The 20,575-nt window shown below is 65.6% G+C and carries 18 protein-coding genes; 14 read left to right on the top strand and 4 right to left on the bottom strand.

What is annotated here, in order from left to right; genetic code table 11:
• Positions 1-86 precede the first annotated feature (86 nt).
• Together dnaJ and JCQ34_RS09860 are read left to right on the top strand one after the other, a co-directional pair.
• Positions 87-1,214: a molecular chaperone DnaJ gene (gene dnaJ / locus JCQ34_RS09865; RefSeq protein ID WP_286397166.1), complete on the top strand. Its 1,128-nt coding sequence runs from the start codon at positions 87-89 to the stop codon at positions 1,212-1,214.
• A 2-nt stretch (positions 1,215-1,216) separates the two neighbouring features.
• Positions 1,217-1,990, top strand: a complete 774-nt coding sequence (locus JCQ34_RS09860) for a 16S rRNA (uracil(1498)-N(3))-methyltransferase (RefSeq protein ID WP_286397164.1) — start codon at positions 1,217-1,219, stop codon at positions 1,988-1,990.
• On the opposite strand, the gene JCQ34_RS09855 is transcribed toward JCQ34_RS09860, so the two are convergent.
• The gene (locus JCQ34_RS09855) at positions 1,983-2,900 is read right to left on the bottom strand and encodes a GerMN domain-containing protein (RefSeq protein ID WP_286397161.1); all 918 of its coding nucleotides are present in this window, start codon (positions 2,898-2,900) and stop codon (positions 1,983-1,985) included. The two genes, JCQ34_RS09860 and JCQ34_RS09855, sit on opposite strands and share 8 nt — an antisense overlap.
• Positions 2,901-3,305: 405 nt before the next feature.
• Between JCQ34_RS09855 and JCQ34_RS09850 the strand changes: the two genes are divergently transcribed.
• The 5 genes from JCQ34_RS09850 to JCQ34_RS09830 all read left to right on the top strand — a co-directional run bounded on the left by JCQ34_RS09850 (position 3,306) and on the right by JCQ34_RS09830 (position 8,824).
• Complete coding sequence (locus JCQ34_RS09850) at positions 3,306-4,394, top strand: PhoH family protein (RefSeq protein ID WP_286397159.1); 1,089 nt, start codon at positions 3,306-3,308, stop codon at positions 4,392-4,394.
• Positions 4,391-4,864, top strand: a complete 474-nt coding sequence (ybeY, locus tag JCQ34_RS09845; RefSeq protein WP_141941473.1) for an rRNA maturation RNase YbeY — start codon at positions 4,391-4,393, stop codon at positions 4,862-4,864. Before JCQ34_RS09850 ends, ybeY begins: the two co-directional genes overlap by 4 nt.
• Positions 4,861-6,192: a hemolysin family protein gene (locus JCQ34_RS09840; protein ID WP_286397153.1), complete on the top strand. Its 1,332-nt coding sequence runs from the start codon at positions 4,861-4,863 to the stop codon at positions 6,190-6,192. Before ybeY ends, JCQ34_RS09840 begins: the two co-directional genes overlap by 4 nt.
• Positions 6,176-7,135, top strand: a complete 960-nt coding sequence (gene era / locus JCQ34_RS09835; RefSeq protein ID WP_286397152.1) for a GTPase Era — start codon at positions 6,176-6,178, stop codon at positions 7,133-7,135. The genes JCQ34_RS09840 and era overlap by 17 nt, the downstream gene beginning before the upstream one ends.
• 96 nt (positions 7,136-7,231) lie before the next feature.
• Positions 7,232-8,824, top strand: a complete 1,593-nt coding sequence (locus tag JCQ34_RS09830) for an LCP family protein (protein WP_286397149.1) — start codon at positions 7,232-7,234, stop codon at positions 8,822-8,824.
• A gap of 81 nt (positions 8,825-8,905) precedes the next feature.
• On the opposite strand, the gene JCQ34_RS09825 is transcribed toward JCQ34_RS09830, so the two are convergent.
• On the bottom strand, positions 8,906-10,858 hold the full coding sequence (locus JCQ34_RS09825) for a M13 family metallopeptidase (RefSeq protein WP_286397147.1): 1,953 nt from the start codon (positions 10,856-10,858) through the stop codon (positions 8,906-8,908).
• Between the two features lie 253 nt (positions 10,859-11,111).
• On the opposite strand from JCQ34_RS09825, the gene leuA reads away from it, so the two are divergent.
• The 3 genes from leuA (at position 11,112) to JCQ34_RS09810 (ending at position 14,554) form a co-directional block, all read left to right on the top strand.
• Positions 11,112-12,851 carry a 2-isopropylmalate synthase gene (gene leuA / locus JCQ34_RS09820; protein WP_286397144.1) on the top strand — a complete coding sequence of 580 codons (1,740 nt, stop codon included), beginning with the start codon at positions 11,112-11,114 and terminating at the stop codon, positions 12,849-12,851.
• A gap of 84 nt (positions 12,852-12,935) precedes the next feature.
• Positions 12,936-13,688 (top strand): DNA repair protein RecO, encoded by a 753-nt coding sequence (recO, locus tag JCQ34_RS09815; RefSeq protein ID WP_286397142.1) that lies wholly within the window; start codon positions 12,936-12,938, stop codon positions 13,686-13,688.
• A 2-nt stretch (positions 13,689-13,690) separates the two neighbouring features.
• On the top strand, positions 13,691-14,554 hold the full coding sequence (locus tag JCQ34_RS09810; protein ID WP_286397139.1) for an isoprenyl transferase: 864 nt from the start codon (positions 13,691-13,693) through the stop codon (positions 14,552-14,554).
• Between the two features lie 2 nt (positions 14,555-14,556).
• On the opposite strand, the gene JCQ34_RS09805 is transcribed toward JCQ34_RS09810, so the two are convergent.
• A complete protein-coding gene (locus tag JCQ34_RS09805) occupies positions 14,557-15,516 on the bottom strand; it encodes an alpha/beta hydrolase (protein ID WP_286397137.1) in 960 nt (319 codons plus the stop codon).
• Between the two features lie 95 nt (positions 15,517-15,611).
• Here JCQ34_RS09805 and JCQ34_RS09800 point away from each other — a divergent pair, with 95 nt between their 5' ends.
• A complete protein-coding gene (locus tag JCQ34_RS09800) occupies positions 15,612-16,682 on the top strand; it encodes a quinone-dependent dihydroorotate dehydrogenase (protein WP_286397134.1) in 1,071 nt (356 codons plus the stop codon).
• A gap of 104 nt (positions 16,683-16,786) precedes the next feature.
• Here JCQ34_RS09800 and JCQ34_RS09795 read toward each other — a convergent pair whose 3' ends face one another.
• Entirely contained in the window at positions 16,787-17,389 is a 603-nt protein-coding gene (locus JCQ34_RS09795; protein WP_286397131.1) for a DUF3043 domain-containing protein, read from the bottom strand.
• A gap of 92 nt (positions 17,390-17,481) precedes the next feature.
• On the opposite strand from JCQ34_RS09795, the gene JCQ34_RS09790 reads away from it, so the two are divergent.
• The 3 genes from JCQ34_RS09790 to ctaC all read left to right on the top strand — a co-directional run bounded on the left by JCQ34_RS09790 (position 17,482) and on the right by ctaC (position 20,567).
• Positions 17,482-18,936 carry a dipeptidase gene (locus JCQ34_RS09790; protein WP_286397129.1) on the top strand — a complete coding sequence of 485 codons (1,455 nt, stop codon included), beginning with the start codon at positions 17,482-17,484 and terminating at the stop codon, positions 18,934-18,936.
• Positions 18,937-19,120: 184 nt separating this feature from the next.
• Positions 19,121-19,507 (top strand): HesB/IscA family protein, encoded by a 387-nt coding sequence (locus tag JCQ34_RS09785; protein WP_286397127.1) that lies wholly within the window; start codon positions 19,121-19,123, stop codon positions 19,505-19,507.
• 187 nt (positions 19,508-19,694) lie between these two features.
• Positions 19,695-20,567: an aa3-type cytochrome oxidase subunit II gene (ctaC, locus tag JCQ34_RS09780; protein WP_286397125.1), complete on the top strand. Its 873-nt coding sequence runs from the start codon at positions 19,695-19,697 to the stop codon at positions 20,565-20,567.
• Positions 20,568-20,575 lie beyond the last annotated feature (8 nt).

Genomic DNA, 20,575 nt, shown 5'->3' with positions numbered 1-20,575 from the left:
CTTGGCTGCCGGAGCTTGCTCCGGCTGTGAAACAAGAGCCCTGGCCGACCAACTGAACGCAGTACAACAAGGAAGAGACACGAATTTTGAGCAGCCACTATGACGTCCTTGGAGTCTCACCCGAAGCTACGGGCGAAGAGATCAAAAAGGCCTACCGCAAGCTGGCCCGCACCCTTCACCCGGACGTTAACCCAGGTGCCGACGCTGCAGAGCGGTTCAAGGCGGTAACGCACGCCTACGAGGTCCTTTCCGATCCCCAGAAGCGCAGGATCTACGACACCACCGGCAATGAAAACGGCACGGACAACGGTTTCGGCGGCGCCGGTTACGCAGGCCAGGGATTCGCGTTCCAGGACATTTTCGACACCTTCTTTGGCGCCGGTGGTGCCTCGGGTCCGGCGTCGCGCGTCCGCCGCGGCCAGGACGCACTCATCAGTGTCCGGATCGACCTCCGCGACGCCGTATTCGGAGTCAACAAGAAGCTCGAGGTGGACACCGCTGTGGTCTGTCCCACCTGTGATGGATCCTGCTGCCGTCCCGGGACCCAGCCGGAACGCTGCGACATCTGCGGCGGCAGCGGCCAGGTCCAGCGGGCCGTCCGCTCCATCCTCGGCCAGGTCATGACGGCAGCCCCCTGCGGCACTTGCGAAGGCTTCGGCACTGTCATCAAGGATCCCTGCAACGAATGCAGTGGCCAGGGCCGCATCCGCAGCCGCCGGTCGCTGACCATCAAGGTTCCCGCCGGTGTCGCCACCGGTACCCGCATCCAGCTCTCCGGCCAGGGCGAGGCCGGCCCTGCAGGGGGCCCGGCGGGCGACCTGTACGTCGAGATCCGCGTCAACAACGACCCCACGTACGTGCGCGAAAGCGATGACCTGCACGCCACCCTGCACATCCCCATGACCGCTGCGGCCCTGGGCACGGACGTCAGCCTCGAAACCTTCGACGGTACCCAGGAGATCGACGTCAAGCCGGGAACCCAGTCAGGCGAAATCATCACCCTGCGCGGCTTGGGTGTTACCCACCTGAGGGGCTATGGCCGCGGCGACCTGAAGGTGCATCTGCAGGTGGACACCCCGGCCAAGCTCGACTCCGCGCAGGAGGACCTCCTGCGCCAACTTGCCAAGCTCCGGGGTGAGCAGATTACCGAAGGCAAGTTGGCCGCCAGCGGCGGCATGTTCGCCAAGCTCCGGGACCGGTTCGGGAACCTGTAGCGGTGAGCAACCCCGTCTTCTTCACCTCCACTGGTTCCCTGGACGCAACGACGCCGGGCCGCACGTTCGTCCTCGAAGGGGCGGAGGCGCGGCACGCCGTCACCGTCAAGCGGCTGGCGCCGGGCGAGGCTGTGGACATCGTGGACGGCGCCGGCACCCGGATGACCGGAAAGGTTATCTCGGCCGCACCGTCCGGGCTCGAGGTGGAGTGCAGCAGCCTGACGGTGGAAGACAGGCCGGAGGTCCGGCTGGTGCTGGTCCAGGCTTTGGCCAAAGGCGACCGCGACGAACTGGCCATTGAGACAGCCACGGAACTGGGCGTCGACGCGGTGGTTCCCTGGCAGTCTGAACGGTCCATCGTCCGCTGGAAGGGCGACCGCGCAGCGCGGGCGCACGCCAAGTGGGAATCAACCGTGACGGCGGCCGCCAAGCAGGCGCGGCGTGCCTGGCTCCCGGAAGTCCGTGCCGCCGTCGACACCACGGCGCTTTCCGCCGCCGTGGAGGCGGCAGACCTGGCGGTCATCCTGCATGAAGACGCCGTGCGGCCGCTGCGTACCGTCCTGGAGGCATGGCAGGGGAGTGCAGGTGCCGGCCCCCGTGAAATTCTGCTGATCGTAGGCCCGGAGGGCGGCATCAGCCCGCGGGAAGTAACCAAACTCTGCGACAAAGGCGCTGTGACGGCCCTGCTGGGGCACCATGTCCTGCGGTCCTCCACAGCCGGCCCGGCCGCCGTCGTGCTTGCCAGCGACATCCTTGGCCGCTGGACCACTACCTGACCTTAAGGGACCTCGTGTCCTCGTTTTTGTCCGGCTCTCCGCTGGAGCCGGCCTGCGCTACGCGCAGCTCGTAGTCGCCTGGCGGCAGGTTGAGGGCAAGCGTGAAGACGCCCGCCTGTCCCTGCTCTGTACCTGCCGTGGTTTCCCCATTCAGGAAGGGCGCTTTGCTGCCGCCGTCCCCGGCCCGAAGCAGCTGCCAGTGGAGCTTTGCCCCAGGTGAGGTGCTGCGCCCGGTGATCTTCACGCTGCCGCCCGGCACCTCAGCGTTTTCCTGGGGGTCGATGATCCATACCGGTGCCACGAGGCCTGCTGCCCGCGTCATGAGTGCGCCCAGCTGGATCTTTCCGAACGCGACGTAGTCAGTGTGGCCGTCCACCAGGATCCGGACCCGGATTTGCTGACCGGTGTCGATCAGCCCGGAACTGGCGGCGGCCGCGGTGGCCGTGTAGATCAGCTGCTGGATGGCCCGGGCCGCCATGTCTGCGTCGAGGTTGCTGTTGAAGGCGTCGGCGGAGACATCGACGGTGATGACATCCTTGCCCGAAATGGACGTGGCCAGTTTGCCCGGGTTCTGCCAGGGCGTAAAGAAATCAGGGTCCAGGGGCTTTTCCGACATCATGGCGCGCAGGGCCCGGGTGACCGGGTTGTCCTGCTCCGGGACGTCGCGAAATTCGCGGTAAAGGAAAATGCTCGCGCCGCTGCGGCCAATCCAGTAAACCGGCGCCTTGTTGGAGGACTGGGTGGTTTCCAGCGGGGCGCTGGTGGAGGGCGCGTCCGGCATGGTGCCCCCTGAGGCGGGGATCGAGGCGGTGGTGCCTGCAGGTGAAGGCCCGCCCTCGGCAGTGCAGCCAGCCAGGACCGGAACGAGCACCAGCATCCCTGCAAGGACGGCCGGGCGCAGGCGGCCCATGGGTCGTCCTGCCCTTTTGGGCACAGAGGTTTCCGGCACTGTCCTGCCCTTGTCCTTTCCTGGCGTGGCGGGCCGATCCCCCTGGCGGCCTGGCGTCCCAGCAGATGCTGGATTTCCAGCATTGCACAGCGGTGCGCGCGGTCAGCTGCTCTGCGCCTCCTTCCGGCCAACTGCAACTGGAACGATATGAGGCCGATATGAAGTTGATACCTAACGCCGTGCCCGGCACGGTTTCATGGGTGGAGCGGCCGCTCCCGTTGAGCCGGGTATCTGCTCCATACCGGTGCTGGCGTAAGATAAAGGGATCGCTGGGCAGGGAGCACCGCGCAACGGGCCCCGGCATCAGCCAAACGCAAACAAGTGATGTCGATCTTCGAGGGGACCACGGGCCTGCGGGCCAACACCATGACTGAATCAGCAAATGGTAAGCGCCGGCTCAACACGGGCGAAGGCAGTCCGGGGGAATTTCCCCACTCCATGCCCGGCACCCGGACCGAAGTTGTCCTCTTTGAGAACACCGACCAGATGGTTCAATCACTTGGCAGCCACGATGAGGCGCTTCGCTTCATTGAAGAGCAGTTTCCCGACGTCAACTTCCACGCCCGCGGCAACGAACTGTCCATCAGCGGCCCCGTCACGGACGTCCCCCGGATCATGCGGCTCCTCCAGGAGGTCCGCGGCCTGGTGGCCCGGGGCACTGTCATCACGCCGGCGGTACTGCAGCAGCTGGTGTCGCTGCTGCGCACCCAGTCGCTGCAGAATCCCGTGGACGTGCTCACCCACGACATCCTCTCCAGCCGCGGCAGGACCATCCGGCCCAAAACCCTCAACCAGAAGAACTACGTTGATGCCATCGACGCCAACACGGTGATCTTCGGCATCGGGCCCGCCGGTACGGGTAAGACCTATCTGGCCATGGCGAAGGCGGTCCAGGCGCTTCAGCAAAAAGAGGTCAGCAGGATCATCCTCACGCGCCCCGCAGTGGAGGCGGGGGAGCGGCTGGGGTTCCTGCCCGGCACGCTCAGCGACAAGATCGATCCCTATCTCAGGCCGCTCTATGACGCCCTGCACGACATGATGGACCCCGAATCCATCCCGCGGCTCATGGCCGCCGGCACCATCGAGGTGGCGCCCCTGGCCTACATGCGCGGGCGAACCCTCAACGACGCCTTCATCATCCTCGACGAGGCCCAGAACACCACGCCGGAACAGATGAAGATGTTCCTCACCCGGCTTGGATTCGGATCCAAGATGGTGGTCACGGGGGACGTCACCCAGGTGGACCTGCCGTTCGGGACGCGGTCCGGGCTGCGGATCGTTGAGGAAATCCTGCAAGGCATCGACGGGGTCAGCTTCTCCGTCCTGGACGCCGCCGATGTTGTGCGGCACCGGCTCGTGGGAGACATTGTCAACGCCTACAGCATCTGGGACGAAACCCAGCGCAACCGGGTCAAGCACTCAGCCGGCAGGGAAAAACGGGGGGAACACGCGTGAGCATCGAGGTCAACAACGAGTCCGGCATCCAGGTGGAGGAATCCGAGCTCGTTGCCCTGTCGCGGTACATCTTTGAACAGCTCTACATCCACCCGCAGGCCGAACTCTCCATTCTCCTCGTGGACGAACCCGCCATGGAGAAGCTGCACATCGAGCTGATGGATGAACCTGGCGCCACGGACGTGCTCTCGGTCCCCATGGACGAGCTGACACCCGGGACCCCGGACCGGCCCACGCCCCAGGGGATGCTGGGCGACATCGCCATCTGCCCGCAGGTGGCCAAGGTCCAGGCCCGGAACGCCGGCCATTCGCTCCAGGACGAGATGCTGCTGCTGACCACGCACGGCATCCTGCACCTGCTGGGCTACGACCACGCCGAGCCGGAAGAGAAAGCGGAGATGTTCGGGCTCCAGCGCGAACTCCTGTCCGGCTTCACCGGCAAAGAAGCCCCCGCCGAGACAACCCAGTGACGCAACTGCTCCTGGTCGCGGTGGCACTGGTTTTCCTGGCCGTCGCGGCCGTGCTGACCGCGGCCGAGGCCGCCTTCAGTTTCCTTCCCCGCCACGACGCCGAAGAGGCACTGCACCGGAGCCGCGGCACGGCCATGCGCCGCATCCTGGCCGAACCCGTGGCCCACACCCGGGCCCTGCGGTTCTGGCGCGTCTGGTTCGAGATGGCCTCCGCTGTCGCCGTCGCGGTGCTGATCGCCAATCTGCTGGACAATGTGTGGCTCGCCGGCCTGGTGGCCACCGGCATCATGGCCCTCCTGGGCTTTGTGATCGTGGGAGTGTCACCCCGGCAGCTCGGACGGTTGCACTCCACAGCGGTGGTCCGCTTCACCGCCCCGATGGTCCGGTTCCTCACCAGCGTGCTGGGACCGGTTCCGGGCTGGCTGGTCGCCATCGGCAGCTCAGCAGCGCCCGGAGCTCCCGGCGGTGACGACGCCTTCTTCAGCGAGCAGGAGTTCCGTGAACTCGTGGACCGGGCCAGTGAGTCCGACATGATCGAGGACACCGAGGCGGAGATGATCCAGTCGGTGTTCGACTTCGGTGACACCCTGGTGCGGGCCGTCATGGTACCCAGGACCGACATCGTCAGCATCGACGCCGGCTCCAGCCTGCACCAGGCAATGTCCCTCTTCCTGCGCTCCGGCTACTCCCGGATCCCTGTCATCAACGAAAACACCGACCACATCCTGGGCATCGTCTACCTCAAGGACGTTGCGGCCGTCATCCACCAGCTGGGCGCGAACCAGGAACCACCCCTGGTGGAGTCCCTCGCCCGGGAGGTCCGCTACGTGCCCGAGTCCAAGCCCGTCAGCGACCTCCTGCGCGAACTGCAAAAGGAATCCACCCACGTGGCCATCGTCATCGACGAGTACGGCGGTACGGCCGGGCTTGTGACCCTTGAGGACTTGATCGAGGAAATCGTGGGTGAAATCGTGGACGAATACGACACCGAGAGCGCGGAAGCGGTGGCACTGGACGACGGCTCCTACCGGGTGAGCGCCCGGATGGGCATCGATGACCTCGGCGAGCTGTTCGACCTGGAGATTGACGACGACGAAGTGGACACCGTGGGCGGCCTGCTCGCCAAGGCGCTTGGCCGCGTCCCGATCGTGGGCAGCACTGTCGAAGTGCAGGGCGTATCCCTGCGGGCGGAACGGCTGGAGGGCCGGCGGAACCGCGTCAGCCACATCATTGCGGCGCCCGTACCAAGAGTAGAGACTGACCTTGAAGGCCTCCTGGAAGAGGCCGAAGCAACCCAGCAGGGAGTTCCACGTGAGCAAGAAAAATAAGGCCGAACTACCGGACGACTTCGGCGGCTTCCGCGCCGGGTTCTCGGTCCTGGTTGGCAGGCCCAACGCGGGCAAGTCCACGCTGACCAATGCCCTCGTGGGCAAGAAGGTGGCCATCACCTCTGCCAAGCCGCAGACCACGCGGCACACCATCCGGGGCATCGTGCACCGTGACGACGCCCAGCTGATCCTCGTGGATACGCCGGGGCTGCACCGTCCCCGCACCCTCCTCGGAAAGCGCTTGAACGACCTCGTTGCGGACACGCTGGCGGAGGTGGACGCCATCGGTTTCTGCCTGCCGGCAAACGAAAAAATCGGCCCCGGCGACAAATTCATCGCGGCCCAGCTTGCCGCCGTCGGGCGCAAGCCGGTGATCGCCATCGTCACCAAGGCAGACCTCGTGGACAAGCAGGCGCTGACTGAACAACTCCTCGCCGTGGCCGCCCTGGGACGCGAGGTGCTGGGGGAGGACGGCTGGAAGGACATTGTTCCGGTCTCCGCTGCCGACGGCTTCCAGGTGGAAACGGTCGCCGACGTCCTGATCAGCCACATGCCGCCGTCGCCGCCCCTGTATCCTGACGGTGAACTGACCGACGAGCCTGAAGCGGTCATGGTTGCCGAACTCATCCGCGAAGCCGCCCTGGAGGGGGTCCGGGACGAGCTTCCGCACTCCCTGGCCGTGGTGGTGGAGGAGATCGTCCCCCGGGAGGACCGGCCGGACGACAACCCCCTGCTGGACGTCCGCGTCAACCTCTACGTGGAGCGGCCATCCCAGAAGGCCATCATCATCGGCAAGGGTGGCAGCCGGCTGCGGGAAGTGGGAACCAACGCCCGCAAAGGCATCGAAGCCCTGCTGGGCACACGGATCTACCTGGATCTTCACGTCAAGGTGGCCAAAGACTGGCAGCGCGACCCGAAACAGCTGGTCAAACTGGGTTTCTGACCTACGATGAAGGCGTTCGGCGGAGCGCGCCGGCACGTTCTCCACACTGGACCACTAAAATGGACCGGATTTCGTATTTAGAGGAAGGTTCACCAGGTGGATCCAGGCCGCGATGGACGCGACAACGAGGCTGACCTGTCATCCGGGACGGGACCGGTATCCCGCCACGCAAACGGCGGTGCCGTTGGTGCTGCCCGCCATCTGGGCCCCCTGCGCGGGATGCCGTTATGGCTGAAGGCCCTCACCGGCGTGGTGGCACTGGTCCTCGTGGCCGCGATCGCTTTCGGCGGATTCTGGTTTTTCCGGCTCCAGAACAACATCTCCAAGGCGCCGCTGAACGCCGGCGGGGAGAACACCGAAGCCGCCGGGAACGATGCCACCGGCCGGCTGCAGATCCTGATTCTCGGCTCCGATACCCGCGACGGGAAGAACTCGGAGTACGGAACCAGTGACGATTCCACCGGCTACGGCAAGTCGGACGTGATGATGCTGATGGATATCTCCGAGGACAACAAGCGCGTCAACGTCATCAGCTTCCCGCGTGACCTGCTGGTGGATATTCCCGATTGCAAGGACAAGAAGACCGGCAAGGACTACCCGGCCCGCACCGGTGTGATGATCAACGAGGCCATGAGCGAGGCCGGCATAGGTTGCGCCGTGGACACCGTCAACAAGCTCACCGGCATGCAGGTGGACCACTTCATGATGGCCGACTTCAATGCCGTGAAGGAGCTGTCCAACGCCGTGGGCGGAGTCGACGTCTGCATCAGCGACGCCGTTTACGATCCCGATTCCCGGCTGCGCCTGCCCGCAGGAACATCCTCGGTACAGGGCGAAATGGCACTTGCGTTCCTCCGGACCCGCCACGCCTTTGCCGACGGCGGCGACCTGGGGCGGATCAAGGCGCAGCAGGGCTTCCTGTCGTCGCTGACCCGCAAGATCAAGGATGAAGGAACGCTGTCCGACCCGGCGAAGATGCTGAAGATCGCCGACGTCGTGACCCAGAACCTGACCGTTGATGACGGGCTTGCTTCCGTTCCCACCCTGCTGACCATCGGTACCCGGCTCAAGAACATCGACATCAGCAAGGTGGCCTTCGTGGCGGTGCCCACCACGCCGGCGCCGGTTGATCCCAACCGGCTGGTCATCGCGGAGCCTGCGGGTGCACAGCTGTTCTCGGCGCTGCGGAAGAACGTGGACCTCACCGATCCCACCGCGCCCGCCTCGCCGTCGCCCAGCGAAACGGCAACGCCGTCTCCGGTGCCGACTGAGACCACTCCGCCGGTGCCGCCCTACAACAAGGCCATCCAGCCCGTCACTGTCGCCAACGGAAGCGGCGTCAGCGGCCGCGCACAGGAGATCGTTCAGGCATTGGTTGCCGGCGGCTTCACGCAGACCGGCCAGTTCCTCGCCCAGCCGGTGGCTAAGACAGCCGTGTATTACGGCAACGGCTTCGCCGACGTTGCGGCCGACGTCGCCGCGCTGCTGGGGATTCCGGCCACCCTCATGATTCCCGCACCGGGGGTATCGGGCGTGCAGGTCTACGTCGGCAGCGACTTCACCAGCGGCACCACCTACGGAGCAGGAGCCGGCGGCGGAACTGCACCCGCTTTGCCGCAAGACATCGTCAACCAGACTGCGGGCGACAAAGTCTGCCAGCAGGCCAACCCTGAGCTGATCGTACGGTAGTAACAGTTCCCCCGCGACGGTGACAGTTCACCGGCAAGAAGTTGGGCCCCGCCGTACAGGCGGGGCCCAACTTTTATTTGGCTACCAGATGCTGACGCGCTCGGCGGCCGGCATCCACATTCCGTCGTCCCCAGTGACCTCAAACGCCTCGTGGAAGGAGTCCAGGTTCTTCGCGATCGCGTTGGTCCGGAACTCATTGGGGGAGTGGGGATCGGTGGCAAGCCGGCGGATGGCCTCTTCCTGCCGGATCACCTGGCGCCATCCCGCCGCCCAGGACGCGAAGAAGCGCTGTTGCCCCGTCAGCCCGTCCAGGACTTCCGGTTCCTTGCCGTCGAGGCTGATCTGGTACGCCTTGTAGGCGATGGTCAGGCCTGCCAGGTCGCCGATGTTTTCACCGAGCGTAAGTCGTCCGTTGACGTGGTGGCCCGGCGCGGCGGTGGGGGACAGGGCGTCATACTGGGCCACGAGCCGCGCCGTCAGGGCCTCGAAAGCCTGGCGGTCCTGGTCCGTCCACCAGTTGCGGAGGGCTCCGCCGCCGTCGAACTGCGAGCCCTGGTCGTCAAAGCCGTGGCCGATTTCGTGCCCGATGACGGCGCCGATGCCGCCGTAGTTGACGGCGTCGTCGGCGTCGGCGGTAAAGAACGGCGGCTGCAGGATGGCGGCCGGAAACACAATCTCGTTCATCATCGGGTGGTAATAGGCGTTGACGGTTTGCGGCGTCATCAGCCACTTGGTCCGGTCCACGGGCTTGCCCACCTCATCCAGGTGCCGGTCGACGTCGGCGTTGTGTGCCCGTTCCACGTTGCCGAGGAGGTCGTTGGGGTCGATCTCCACAGCGGAGTAATCGATCCACTTGTCCGGGTAGCCGATCTTGGCCCGGAAGGCCTGCAGCTTGCGCAGGGCCTCGGCCTTGGTGTCCTCGCCCATCCAGCCCACCCCGGTGATGCTGCGGCGGTAGGCCTCGATGAGGTTCGCCACCAGGGTCTGCATGCGCGCCTTGTGGGTCTCGGGGAAGTGGCGTGCCACGTAGATCTGACCGACGGCTTCACCCAGGGCGGCTTCGACGACGGCGACGCCCCGCTTCCACCGGTCCTTGTTGCGGGGCGTGCCGCTGATGGTGGTGCCGTAGAAGGCAAAGTTGGCGTCCACGAAGCTTGAGGACAGATAGGGAGCGGCACCGCTGATGACCCGCATGGCCAGCCACTCCTGCCAGGTCTCCACGGGGACCTCATTCAGGAGTCCAGCCGCGCCGGTAAAGAAGTCAGGAGTGCTCACCACGATTTCCGCCCGCTTGTCGGCATCGATTCCGGCAGCATCGAACCAGGTGCCCAGGAGCGGGAAGAGCTCGCTGGCTTCTTCCGCCGTCTTCAGGTTGTAGGTCTTCTGCGGATCACGCAGGGTGACGTTGTCCCAGTGGTGGGATGCAAGCTTCGTCTCCAGCTGCACAACCCGGCCGGCTGCGCCCTGGGGATCGGCCACTCCGGCGAGTTCGAACATCTTCTCCACATGCGCGGTGTAGGCGGAAACGATGGGAGCGAACTTCTCCTCCCGGTAGTACGACTCGTCGGGCAGGCCCAGGCCGCCCTGACCGGTGTACAGCAGGACCCTGTCCGGGTTGCCCGCGTCGGGGGCAGGGTAGATGTAGAACAATCCGCCCACGTCCGCGCGGAACAACCGGCCCGCCAGTGCGATGAGATCCGGTACCGAGCCGGTGGCAAACACCTCGGCCAGCCGCGCGCGGATGGGCTCCATGCCCTTGCCCTCAACAGCGGCCTCATCCATGAAGCTGTTGTAAAGGTCGCCGATCTTCCGCTCGATCCCGGTGGCGTCCGCTCCCTTGGCCGCAGCCTCCTCGATGATGTCCCGGACAGCGATCTCCGACCCGTCGCGGAGCGCGGTGAAGGTTCCCTCCAGGGGCCGGTCGTCGGGAATCTCGGTTGCTTTCAGCCACGCGCCGTTGACGTGCTGGTACAGGTCATCCTGCGGCCGGACTGTGTGATCAATGGTGGACAGATCGATCCCCGAAATGGGCACTGCAACTCCTTTTGCTGGAACGCCGCTGCCGGGCGGAACACCCGAGGCGTCTGCATGCTGGACTTTACGGACGGTAGTGCCCTTTCATCTTACGCACCCGTGTTACCCTCAAAGAGTGCGTGCAGAGCTCCTTCTCCTTAGCTGCCGCGGCGAGGCCACAGACGCTATCTAGCGCACGGCCCACCCTCGCTGCGGAGTTTGTGTTGCCCGGCCACCCTTTCACTGAAGATCGATAGAAAAGGCCACGAACGTCATGCGAAACGCACAGAAGCCCTCAGGAATGCCTGCCCACCGGTACACGCCGTTCCAGGACCAGATCAAGGTTGAACTCCCGGACCGCACCTGGCCGGACAAGGTCATCACCAAGGCCCCGCGCTGGTGCGCGGTGGACCTGCGCGACGGCAACCAGGCCCTGATCGACCCCATGAGCCCGGCCCGCAAGATGAAGATGTTCGACCTGCTGGTCCGCATGGGTTACAAGGAGATCGAGGTCGGCTTCCCGTCCGCGTCCCAGACGGACTTCGATTTTGTCCGCCAGCTCATCGAGGGCAACCACATCCCGGACGACGTCACCATCCAGGTCCTGACGCAGGCGCGCGAACACCTGATCGAACGGACCTACGAGTCCCTGGTGGGCGCCAAGCAGGCCATCGTCCACCTCTACAACTCCACCTCCGTGCTGCAGCGGCGCGTGGTCTTCAACCAGGACCAGGACGGCATCCTGGACATCGCACTCCAGGGCGCCCGCCTGTGCAAAAAGTACGAGGAAACCCTGGCGGACACGCACGTGACCTACGAGTACTCGCCGGAGTCCTTCACCGGCACCGAACTGGAGTACGCGGTCCGGGTGTGCAACGCCGTCGCCGACGTCTTTGAAGCCTCAGCGGACCGCCAGGTGATCATCAACCTGCCCGCCACCGTGGAGATGGCCACGGCCAACGTCTACGCGGATTCCATCGAATGGATGAGCCGGCACCTGCACCCGCGCGAAGGCATCATCCTGTCCCTGCACCCGCACAATGACCGCGGCACCGGTGTTGCCGCGGCCGAACTGGGCTACATGGCCGGTGCCGACCGCATCGAAGGCTGCCTCTTCGGCAACGGCGAACGCACCGGCAACGTCGACTTGGTCACCCTGGGCCTGAACCTGTTCGTCCAGGGCATCGACCCCATGATCGACTTCTCCAACATCGACGACGTCCGCCGCACCGTGGAGTACTGCAACCAGCTGCCAGTCCCGGAGCGGTCGCCGTACGGTGGAGACCTGGTGTTCACCGCTTTCTCCGGCTCCCACCAGGACGCCATCAAGAAGGGCTTCGAAGCCCTGGAGCGCGACGCCGCTGCAGCAGGCAAGGCCGTGGACGAGTTCACCTGGCAGGTGCCGTACCTGCCGGTGGACCCGAAGGACCTGGGCCGCAGCTACGAAGCCGTGATCCGCGTGAACTCTCAGTCCGGCAAGGGCGGCGTGGCCTACCTGCTGAAGAACGAGCACAGCCTGGACCTGCCGCGCCGCGCACAGATTGAGTTCTCCGGCGTCATCCAGCGCCGCACCGACACCGTGGGCGGGGAGGTCAGCGGCGCGCAGCTCTGGCAGATCTTCCAGGACGAATACCTGCCGTCCGGGCAGGCTGACGGGCAGTGGGGACGCTACTCCCTGGGCGGCGTCAAGACGGAAACGGATGCCGACGGCGGCATGACGCTGCACGCGTCCCTCGCCATTGACGGTGCGCAGGTAAGCCGCACCGGCACCGGCAACGGTCCCATTGCGGCCCTGCTGAACATCCTCCACGAGGACGGCGTCGACGTCCGGGTGCTGGACTACAGCGAGCACGCGCTGTCCGAAGGCGGCAACGCCATGGCCGCCGCCTATGTTGAGTGTGCCGTGGGGGAGCGGGTTCTGTGGGGCGTAGGGATCGATGCCAACACCAGCATGTCCTCCCTCAAGGCCGTCATCTCGGCAGTCAACCGCGCCATCCGGGACGCACAGGCCTGACACCGGTAGCTGGTGGCGCCGCTTCAACCGGCGGCGCCACCACGCCTTGGCAGCATCCTGCCGCGCAGGATGGGAAGATAGAGCGTGCCCCAACAGTCTTTCGCCTCCCGTGCGTACCGGGATGACGCCGTGGTGCTCCGTACCCACAAGCTGGGCGAGGCGGACAGGATCATCACCCTCCTGACCAAGCACCATGGGCAGGTCCGGGCCGTCGCCAAGGGTGTGCGCCGCACCAGCAGCCGTTTCGGTGCCCGGCTTGAACCCTTCATGGTGGCGGACCTCCAACTGGTCTCGGGACGCACACTGGACATCGTGACCCAGGCCGTCGCCAAAGGTGCCTATGGTGGAAGTATCGCCGCGGACTACGGCAGGTACACGGTTGCCGCAGCGATGACCGAGACGGCGGAGAAACTCACGGATGTGGACGGCGAGGCCGGCACCGCCCAGTACAACCTGCTGGTGGGGGCCCTCGCCGCGTTGAGCCGGGACGAGCATGCCGCCGGCCTCATCCTGGACTCCTATCTGCTGCGCGCGCTGGCTACCGGCGGGTGGGCGCCCAGTTTCACCGATTGCGCGCGCTGCGGCCTGCCCGGCCCGCACACGGCGTTCTCCGCGCCCCTGGGCGGCATGGTCTGCGCACAGTGCCGCCCGCCGGGGTCACCCGCCCCTGCGCCCGAGACTGTCATCCTGCTGGCTGCGCTGCTGACCGGGGACTGGACGACGGCGGACGCTTCCCAGGCCCAGCACCGCAAGGAAGCGGCGAGGCTGGTGGCCGCATACCTGCAGTGGCATCTGGAACGAGTACTGAAATCCCTCAAACATGTGGAGCGTAGCTGACAGTGGCCCTGGGAAAAAAGAACAATGCAGCCCGCAGGCGGACCCATCCCGTGGTGGCCCCCTACCCGCACCCTTCCGGTGCGGTGGCTCCCTCCATTCCGGCTGAGTTCATTCCGCGGCACGTGGCCATCGTGATGGACGGCAACGGACGGTGGGCCAACCAGCGGGGCCTGCCCCGGATCGAGGGGCACAAGGCGGGGGAGCCCGCGCTGCTTGACGTCATGGCCGGAGCCATCGAGCTGGGCATTGAGTACGTCAGCGTGTACGCCTTCTCCACAGAGAACTGGCGGAGGTCGCCCGAAGAAGTCCGCTTCCTAATGGGATTTAACAAGGACGTGCTGCGAAGGCAGCGGAACCAGCTCGATGACTGGGGAGTGCGCGTCCGCTGGGCCGGCCGGCGCCCGAAGCTCTGGGGTTCGGTGATCCGGGAGCTGGAAGAGGCCGAAGAGTTCACGGCAGGCAACAGCACCTGTAATTTGACCATGTGTGTTAATTACGGCGGCCGGGCTGAGATCACCGATGCCGTGTCCGCCATTGCTGCCGACGTGGCAGCGGGCAAGCTGAAGCCCGGTGCCATTACGGAACGGACCATCCAGAAATACCTCGACGAGCCTGACCTGCCGGATGTGGACCTCTTCCTGCGCAGCTCCGGCGAGCAGCGGCTGTCCAACTTCCTCCTCTGGCAGTCCGCCTACGCTGAGTTCGTCTTCATGGACACGCTGTGGCCGGATGTGGACAGGCGGACACTCTGGGCCGCCGTCGAGGAATATGCCCGCAGGGACCGCCGCTACGGGGGTGCCGTGGATGCCGCTGCTGCTCCCGCGGATGTCCGGCACGATTCCCCGGCGGGCCTCCAAGCGGAATAGCCTCACCCGTACGCGCGCAGCCAACGGGCCAGCCTTGAGTAGGCATCGGACCGGATCGGCTCGGGGGAGAGGAAGACGTCGTGCAGCGCGCCGTCAATCCGCTCAAGGGTTACGGTGCGGCCCAGGGTCAGCGCCCGGGCGCTGATGGTATTGACGTCCAGGACGGCATCGGCGCGGCGCATTTCCTCGGACCACAGCAGCCCGTTCGCGCTCCCCTTGGAGAGCAGGACCAGGATCGGCGCTTCGATTGCCAGTCCGCGTGCCACCCGCGCATGCCCTGCCAATACCGCCCTCAGCCACCCTGCCCGCACAGGGAACGCCATCCGGGGCCGGTAGCGCTCGTCAAGCGGCCACTCGCCGTCGGCAGCGCTGCTGATGGTGCGCCAGTAATGGCCGCGTTCGGGCAGGCGCAGGACTGTTTGGGGCCGGAGACGGGCCACCGGCCGCACCATGCCGGCCGCAGCACGCCGCACAAGGGAGCTGCCGTGCATCTCCAGCCACGGACTGTTGAGGACCAACAGCGAGACGTCTCCCGGGTGGCGGCTGGTCCAGAGGGCTGCCACCAGTCCGCCGGTGGAATGGCCCATCAAGGCCAGGGGGCCGGGGGCGCCTTCGGTGCGGATGATGCGCCGCGCTTCTTCAATCTCGGCGTCATATGCCGCGAGGTCCGCCACATACCCACCAGGTGATTCCGGGCGCAGGCTGCGGCCGTGGTTGTGCATGTCCAGGGCGTAGAAGTCGTATCCCGCCCCGGCCCAGAACCGTGCCAGGTCCACATTGAAAAAATAGTCGCTCCAGCCGTGCAGGAACAGGACTGCACCGCGGCGGCCGTTGGCTGCGGCCCTGTCCGGGTCGGGCCGCAGCCGTACCAGGGTTGCGGTCCGCTCCACACCATCAGGTCCGGTGGCCACAAAGGAATGGGACTCAAAGTCCCCGCCCAGGATGTCCTGCTGCCACTGCATGACCTCATGCTAGACCGGCCCGGCGGGTGCGTCCGTTCCGGTCGGGCTGCTTCTTCGTTTTGGTATGCGGCCCCCGGAAACGGGAAACTGGAGGCATGCGCGTTTACCCCACTTTCTTCAGGCTGGCCTTTTCATGGATGGACGCCGAGCGCGCCCACAAGATCGGATTCAAAGGCATCCGGCTCGCGCATGCGTCAGGCGCCGGGAAGCTCCTGCAGAAGCTGACGGCGCCGGGACCGTCCCTCCAGACCACTGCCTTTGGGGTTACGTTTCCTTCGCCCTTCGGGCTGGCTGCCGGCTTCGACAAGGAAGGGCTCGGCATCGAGGCCCTCACGGACCTTGGGTTCGGCCACGTGGAAGTCGGCACCATCACCGGCCAGGCCCAGCCGGGCAATGAGAAACCTCGGCTGTTCCGCCTGGTGGAGGACCGCGCGGTCATCAACCGGATGGGTTTCAATAACGATGGCGCCTCGGCCGTTGCGCCCCGGCTGAAGGCGGCGCGCGCCGCGCTCCAGCGCCGGTACCCGGCGGTGCGCCCCGTCATCGGAGTCAACATTGGCAAGACCAAGGTGGTGGAGCTGGCGGACGCCGTTGACGACTACCTGGTGAGCGCCCGCAGCCTGGCACCGGCCGCGGACTACCTGGTGGTGAATGTCAGTTCCCCCAACACGCCGGGACTCCGGCTGCTCCAGGACGTGGAAACCCTCCGCCCTCTCCTGACGGCTGTGGGACAGGAAGCTGACCGGGCTGCCGGACGCCACGTGCCCCTGCTGGTGAAGATCGCCCCGGACCTCAGCGACGAGGACATCGACGACGTCGCGCTCCTCGCCCTGGACCTGAAACTGGACGGCATCATCGCCACCAACACCACCATCGCCCGGACGGGACTGGCCTCGCCGGCGGACCAGGTGGCCAGGTGCGGTGCCGGCGGCCTGTCCGGAGCCCCTCTGAAAGCGCGGTCCCTCGACGTCCTCAAGCGGCTCAAGAAGGCCACCGGCGACTCGCTGACACTGGTGGCGGTGGGCGGTGTGGAGTCGGCCCAGGACGTACAGGAAAGGCTCGACGCCGGCGCAACCCTGGTGCAGGGCTACACAGCATTCCTTTATGAAGGTCCGTTCTGGGCAGCACGGATCAACAGGCAACTGGCAAAGAACCGCCGCTCCTGACACTCGGGCGCCCAGGCAAACCTGCACCCAAAAGAAACGGGCACTTAAAAAGGAAACCCGGCGGTCATTCCGCCGGGTTTCCTGTGCTTAATGTCGGTGCCTGCTCAGGCGGGGTACTGTCCGCGCTGAACCTGGGGCTTGGGCAGCCGCAGTTTCCGGAACTGCAGGGACCGCATGGAGCCGTACCAGACGGTTCCGCGCTCCACCTCGCCGAACTTCTCCGCAAGGCGCGTGCGGAGCTTGCGGGAAAGGATAAAAACGTCCACGAAGACAGCCAGGAACATCACCCAGAATGCGCCCAGGACGTAGATCATCATGTCGCTCGAGGCCGGGACCACCAGGGACACCAGCACGAAGACCAGGGCGCCGAACATCAGGTACTCGCCAAGGTTGAAGCGCGCGTCCACGAAGTCACGGGCAAACCGCTTCTGCGGGCCTTTGTCCCGGAGCGGCAGGAACTTTTCGTCACCGGTGTCCAGGGCCCGGCGCATTTTGAGCCGCTGGTCCTGCACGGCCTGGCGTTCGGCGGCCTTGGACGCCTTGCGGTCCTCGGGGACCAGCGGGCGTTTGCGGGCAGCCTCCTGGGCCTTCCGGGTGGGGGTAGGGGCGCCCTTGCCCACCGCACTGTTCTGCCGCGCCGCCGCTTCCGCCGCCTGCTGGTCTATTGTTTGCTGCGCCGAGGGCGCTTCTTTTCTACGTCCGAACACCTGACCAGAATACCTTGCAGCAGCACGGCCGCTGCCTGCTGCCATGTCTGCCCTGGCCGGGAGCGGAATGTGACGAGGGTAATGTTTTGGCCATGACCTCATCATCCGCGGCCACCCCGCACAGCACCACAGACGTCCCAGGATCCAGCCCCGTGGGCAACGCCAGGACGGACGATCTTCGTTCTGCCGTAGACGGCTCCTTCGACCGGACGCTGGAACGGCTCAAGGAGCTCGTCGCCATTCCCGGAATCGCATGGCCGAGTTTCGAGCGCACGCCGCTCGAACGCAGCGCCGAGGCCGTCGCGGAACTCCTCCGGGGCGCCGGCCTTGGCGGAGTGAAGGTGCTGTCGGTGAACAAGGCAGACGGCACACCCGGTGGGCCGGCCGTCGTCGCCCGCCGTCCGGCCGCGGAAGGAAAGCCGACGGTCCTCCTGTACGCGCACCATGACGTCCAGCCGGTGGGCGACGAGTCGCTGTGGGAAACCGAGCCGTTCAATGCCATCGAGAAGGACGGCCGCCTGTTCGGCCGGGGCGCCGCTGATGACAAAGCCGGCATCATGACACATGTTGCCGCCTACGCGGCTGTCTCCGAGGTCCTGGCCGGCGCTTTGGGTCTGGGCGTGACCTTCTTCATCGAGGGGGAGGAGGAAGCAGGCTCACCCACCTTCCGCGCGTTCCTGGAAGCCAATCGCGAACTGCTGCGGGCCGACGTTATCGTGGTCGCCGACTCCAGCAACTGGAAAGTCGGCGTACCTGCCCTGACCACCAGCCTGCGGGGCCTGGTGGACGGCACCATTGAGGTGCAGGTCCTGGAACACGCGGTGCACTCCGGCATGTACGGGGGCCCGGTCCTGGATGCGCCCACGCTGCTGTCGCGCCTGATCGCCACGCTTCACGATGCAGACGGGAATGTGGCCATCGAGGGCCTGGTGGCCACCGACACTGCGGCAGTGGAGATGCCGGAGTCAGACTACCGGGCCGACGCGTCCGTGCTCGACGGCGTCCGCCTGGCCGGGTCGGGGAGCATCGCCTCACGGCTGTGGACCAAGCCCGCACTGTCGATCATCGGCTTCGACGCGCCCGCGGTGGATGTAGCCTCCAACACCCTCCTTCCGCGTGCGCGGGCCAAGTTCAGCCTGCGCCTGGCCCCCGGGCAGGATCCGGCCGAAGCCATGGAAGCAGTTCGCAGGCACGTTGAGGCCAACGCGCCATTCGGCGCAAAGGTTGTCTTCACCCCGGGGGAAGCCGGCAACCCGTTCCGGACAGACACCTCCTCCGCAGCTGCCTCCGTGGCCATGTGGGCTCTGGGGGAGGCATGGGGCGTTCCTGCCGTGGAAACCGGCATCGGCGGTTCCATTCCCTTCATCGCGGACCTCACGGATCTGTATCCGGCAGCGCAGATCCTGGTTACGGGCGTGGAAGACCCCGATTCGAGGGCGCACAGTGCCAACGAGTCCCTGCATATCGGCGACTTCCGCAACGCCATTCTTGCCGAGGCCCTCATGCTGGCGCGGCTGGACAGTGAAGGCCTCCCCGCCACCGCATGAGGGCGCTGTGCCGGGCAGCGGAGCGGGCAAGCTCCCAGGGAACAAGCGGGCCGCTTTGACGGTTACGACAGGAGTTAGAGCTACAGGACTGCCGCGCGTAGCATGTAGCTATAGCCCATACCGTAACCGTAGGGGCAGGCGCCGTTCCGGCGACGCCGCCAGACCGTCCTAAGAAGGTAGGCCAATGAGCACCGCAACCAACGAAAACAGCACCGCCACCACCGTGGCAAGCGACGAACTGCCCGTTCACGAGGTCAACCTGACCGACGTCGCTGCAGGCAAGGTACGCAGCCTCCTCGAGCAGGAAGGCCGCACGGACCTGCGGCTGCGCGTAGCCGTGCAGCCCGGCGGTTGCTCAGGGCTGATCTACCAGCTCTACTTCGACGAACGGCTCCTTGATGGTGACGCCGTGCGCGACTTTTACGGAGTCGAGGTCGTCGTCGACAAGATGAGCGTGCCGTACCTGAGCGGCGCCAGCATCGACTTCGAAGACACCATCTCGAAGCAGGGTTTCACCATCGACAACCCGAACGCCGGAGGCTCCTGCGCCTGCGGCGATTCATTCCACTAAGCCGGTTGTTTCGCCTGATGTCCGCGCCGGGTTCCCTGCCGTCCAAAACGGCACGGGGGCTCGGCGCGGACATGTGGGCGAAACGCCCGGCGGAGCGGTAAGCTCTACACCGAGTAGTAAAACTTTTTTGTGCCCGGAGCGCCTTTCTGGCTGCCCGGACAACAGCAACAAGTAGGAAGGGCCGTCTGTGAGTTCGCAGAACCGAACCGGCAGCCGACGCAAAACGATCACCACGATCTCAAGCTTGGCAATTGCCGGCGCGTTGGTTTTGACCGGATGTTCGCCAGAGGTAGAGAAAGGGTGGATGCCCACTGAACGTGGCACCACCAGCAACACCGACCGCATCATGGACCTCTGGGTCAACTCATGGATTGCTGCGCTCGTGGTGGGCACCATTACGTGGGGCCTCATCATCTGGTGCCTGGTTGCCTACCGCCGCCGCAAGGGAACCGTAGGCTTCCCCCGGCAGACCAGCTTCAACCTCCCCCTCGAGGTCTTCTACCTGACCATCCCGATCTTCATGGTCCTGGTGTTCTTCTACTTCACCGACCGTGACCAGCAGGCCATCGATGACCGCTCCCAGCCGGCTGACGTCGTAGTGGACGTCCGCGGCAAGCAGTGGGCATGGGACTTCAACTACAAGTCCGGCAACGTCATCCAGGAAGACCTCCACGAGGCCGGCGTCCAGGCGCACCTCACGGGCAACACCATCGACAAGGAACAGCTTCCCACCCTGTACCTGCCGGTCAACAAGTCCGTTGACCTTGAGCTCAACTCGCGCGATGTCATCCACTCCTTCTGGGTTCCCGCCTTCCTGCAGAAGCGCGACATGATCCCGGGCAAGACCAACTACATCCGGTTCACCCCCACTAAAGAGGGCACCTACGACGGTAAGTGTGCCGAACTCTGCGGCGAGTACCACTCCGAAATGCTGTTCCGCGTAAAGGTGGTGTCGGAATCTGAATTCCAGGCCCACATGGACCAGCTCAAGGCTGACGGCAACACCGGCCTGCTCGGCGTGGAGTACGACCGCAACCCGAACCTGAACGAAACCAAGTAAGGGGAGCG

The sequence above is a fragment of the Pseudarthrobacter defluvii genome, from assembly GCF_030323865.1.
GTDB lineage: Bacteria > Actinomycetota > Actinomycetes > Actinomycetales > Micrococcaceae > Arthrobacter > Arthrobacter sedimenti.
Note: the sequence above shows the minus strand (reverse complement) of the source record. Positions and strands in the feature narration are given on the sequence as shown.

Bases quoted from the DNA above. Each gene is read 5' to 3' on its own strand.
- JCQ34_RS09785 (WP_286397127.1), top strand. From the start codon at position 19,121: ATGAGCACCGCAACCAACGAAAACAGCACCGCCACCACCGTGGCAAGC.
- JCQ34_RS09850 (WP_286397159.1), top strand. From the start codon at position 3,306: ATGACTGAATCAGCAAATGGTAAGCGCCGGCTCAACACGGGCGAAGGC.
- leuA (WP_286397144.1), top strand. From the start codon at position 11,112: ATGCGAAACGCACAGAAGCCCTCAGGAATGCCTGCCCACCGGTACACG.
- JCQ34_RS09805 (WP_286397137.1), bottom strand. From the start codon at position 15,516: ATGCAGTGGCAGCAGGACATCCTGGGCGGGGACTTTGAGTCCCATTCC.
- JCQ34_RS09800 (WP_286397134.1), top strand. From the start codon at position 15,612: ATGCGCGTTTACCCCACTTTCTTCAGGCTGGCCTTTTCATGGATGGAC.
- JCQ34_RS09855 (WP_286397161.1), bottom strand. From the start codon at position 2,900: ATGGGCCGCCTGCGCCCGGCCGTCCTTGCAGGGATGCTGGTGCTCGTT.
- JCQ34_RS09790 (WP_286397129.1), top strand. From the start codon at position 17,482: ATGACCTCATCATCCGCGGCCACCCCGCACAGCACCACAGACGTCCCA.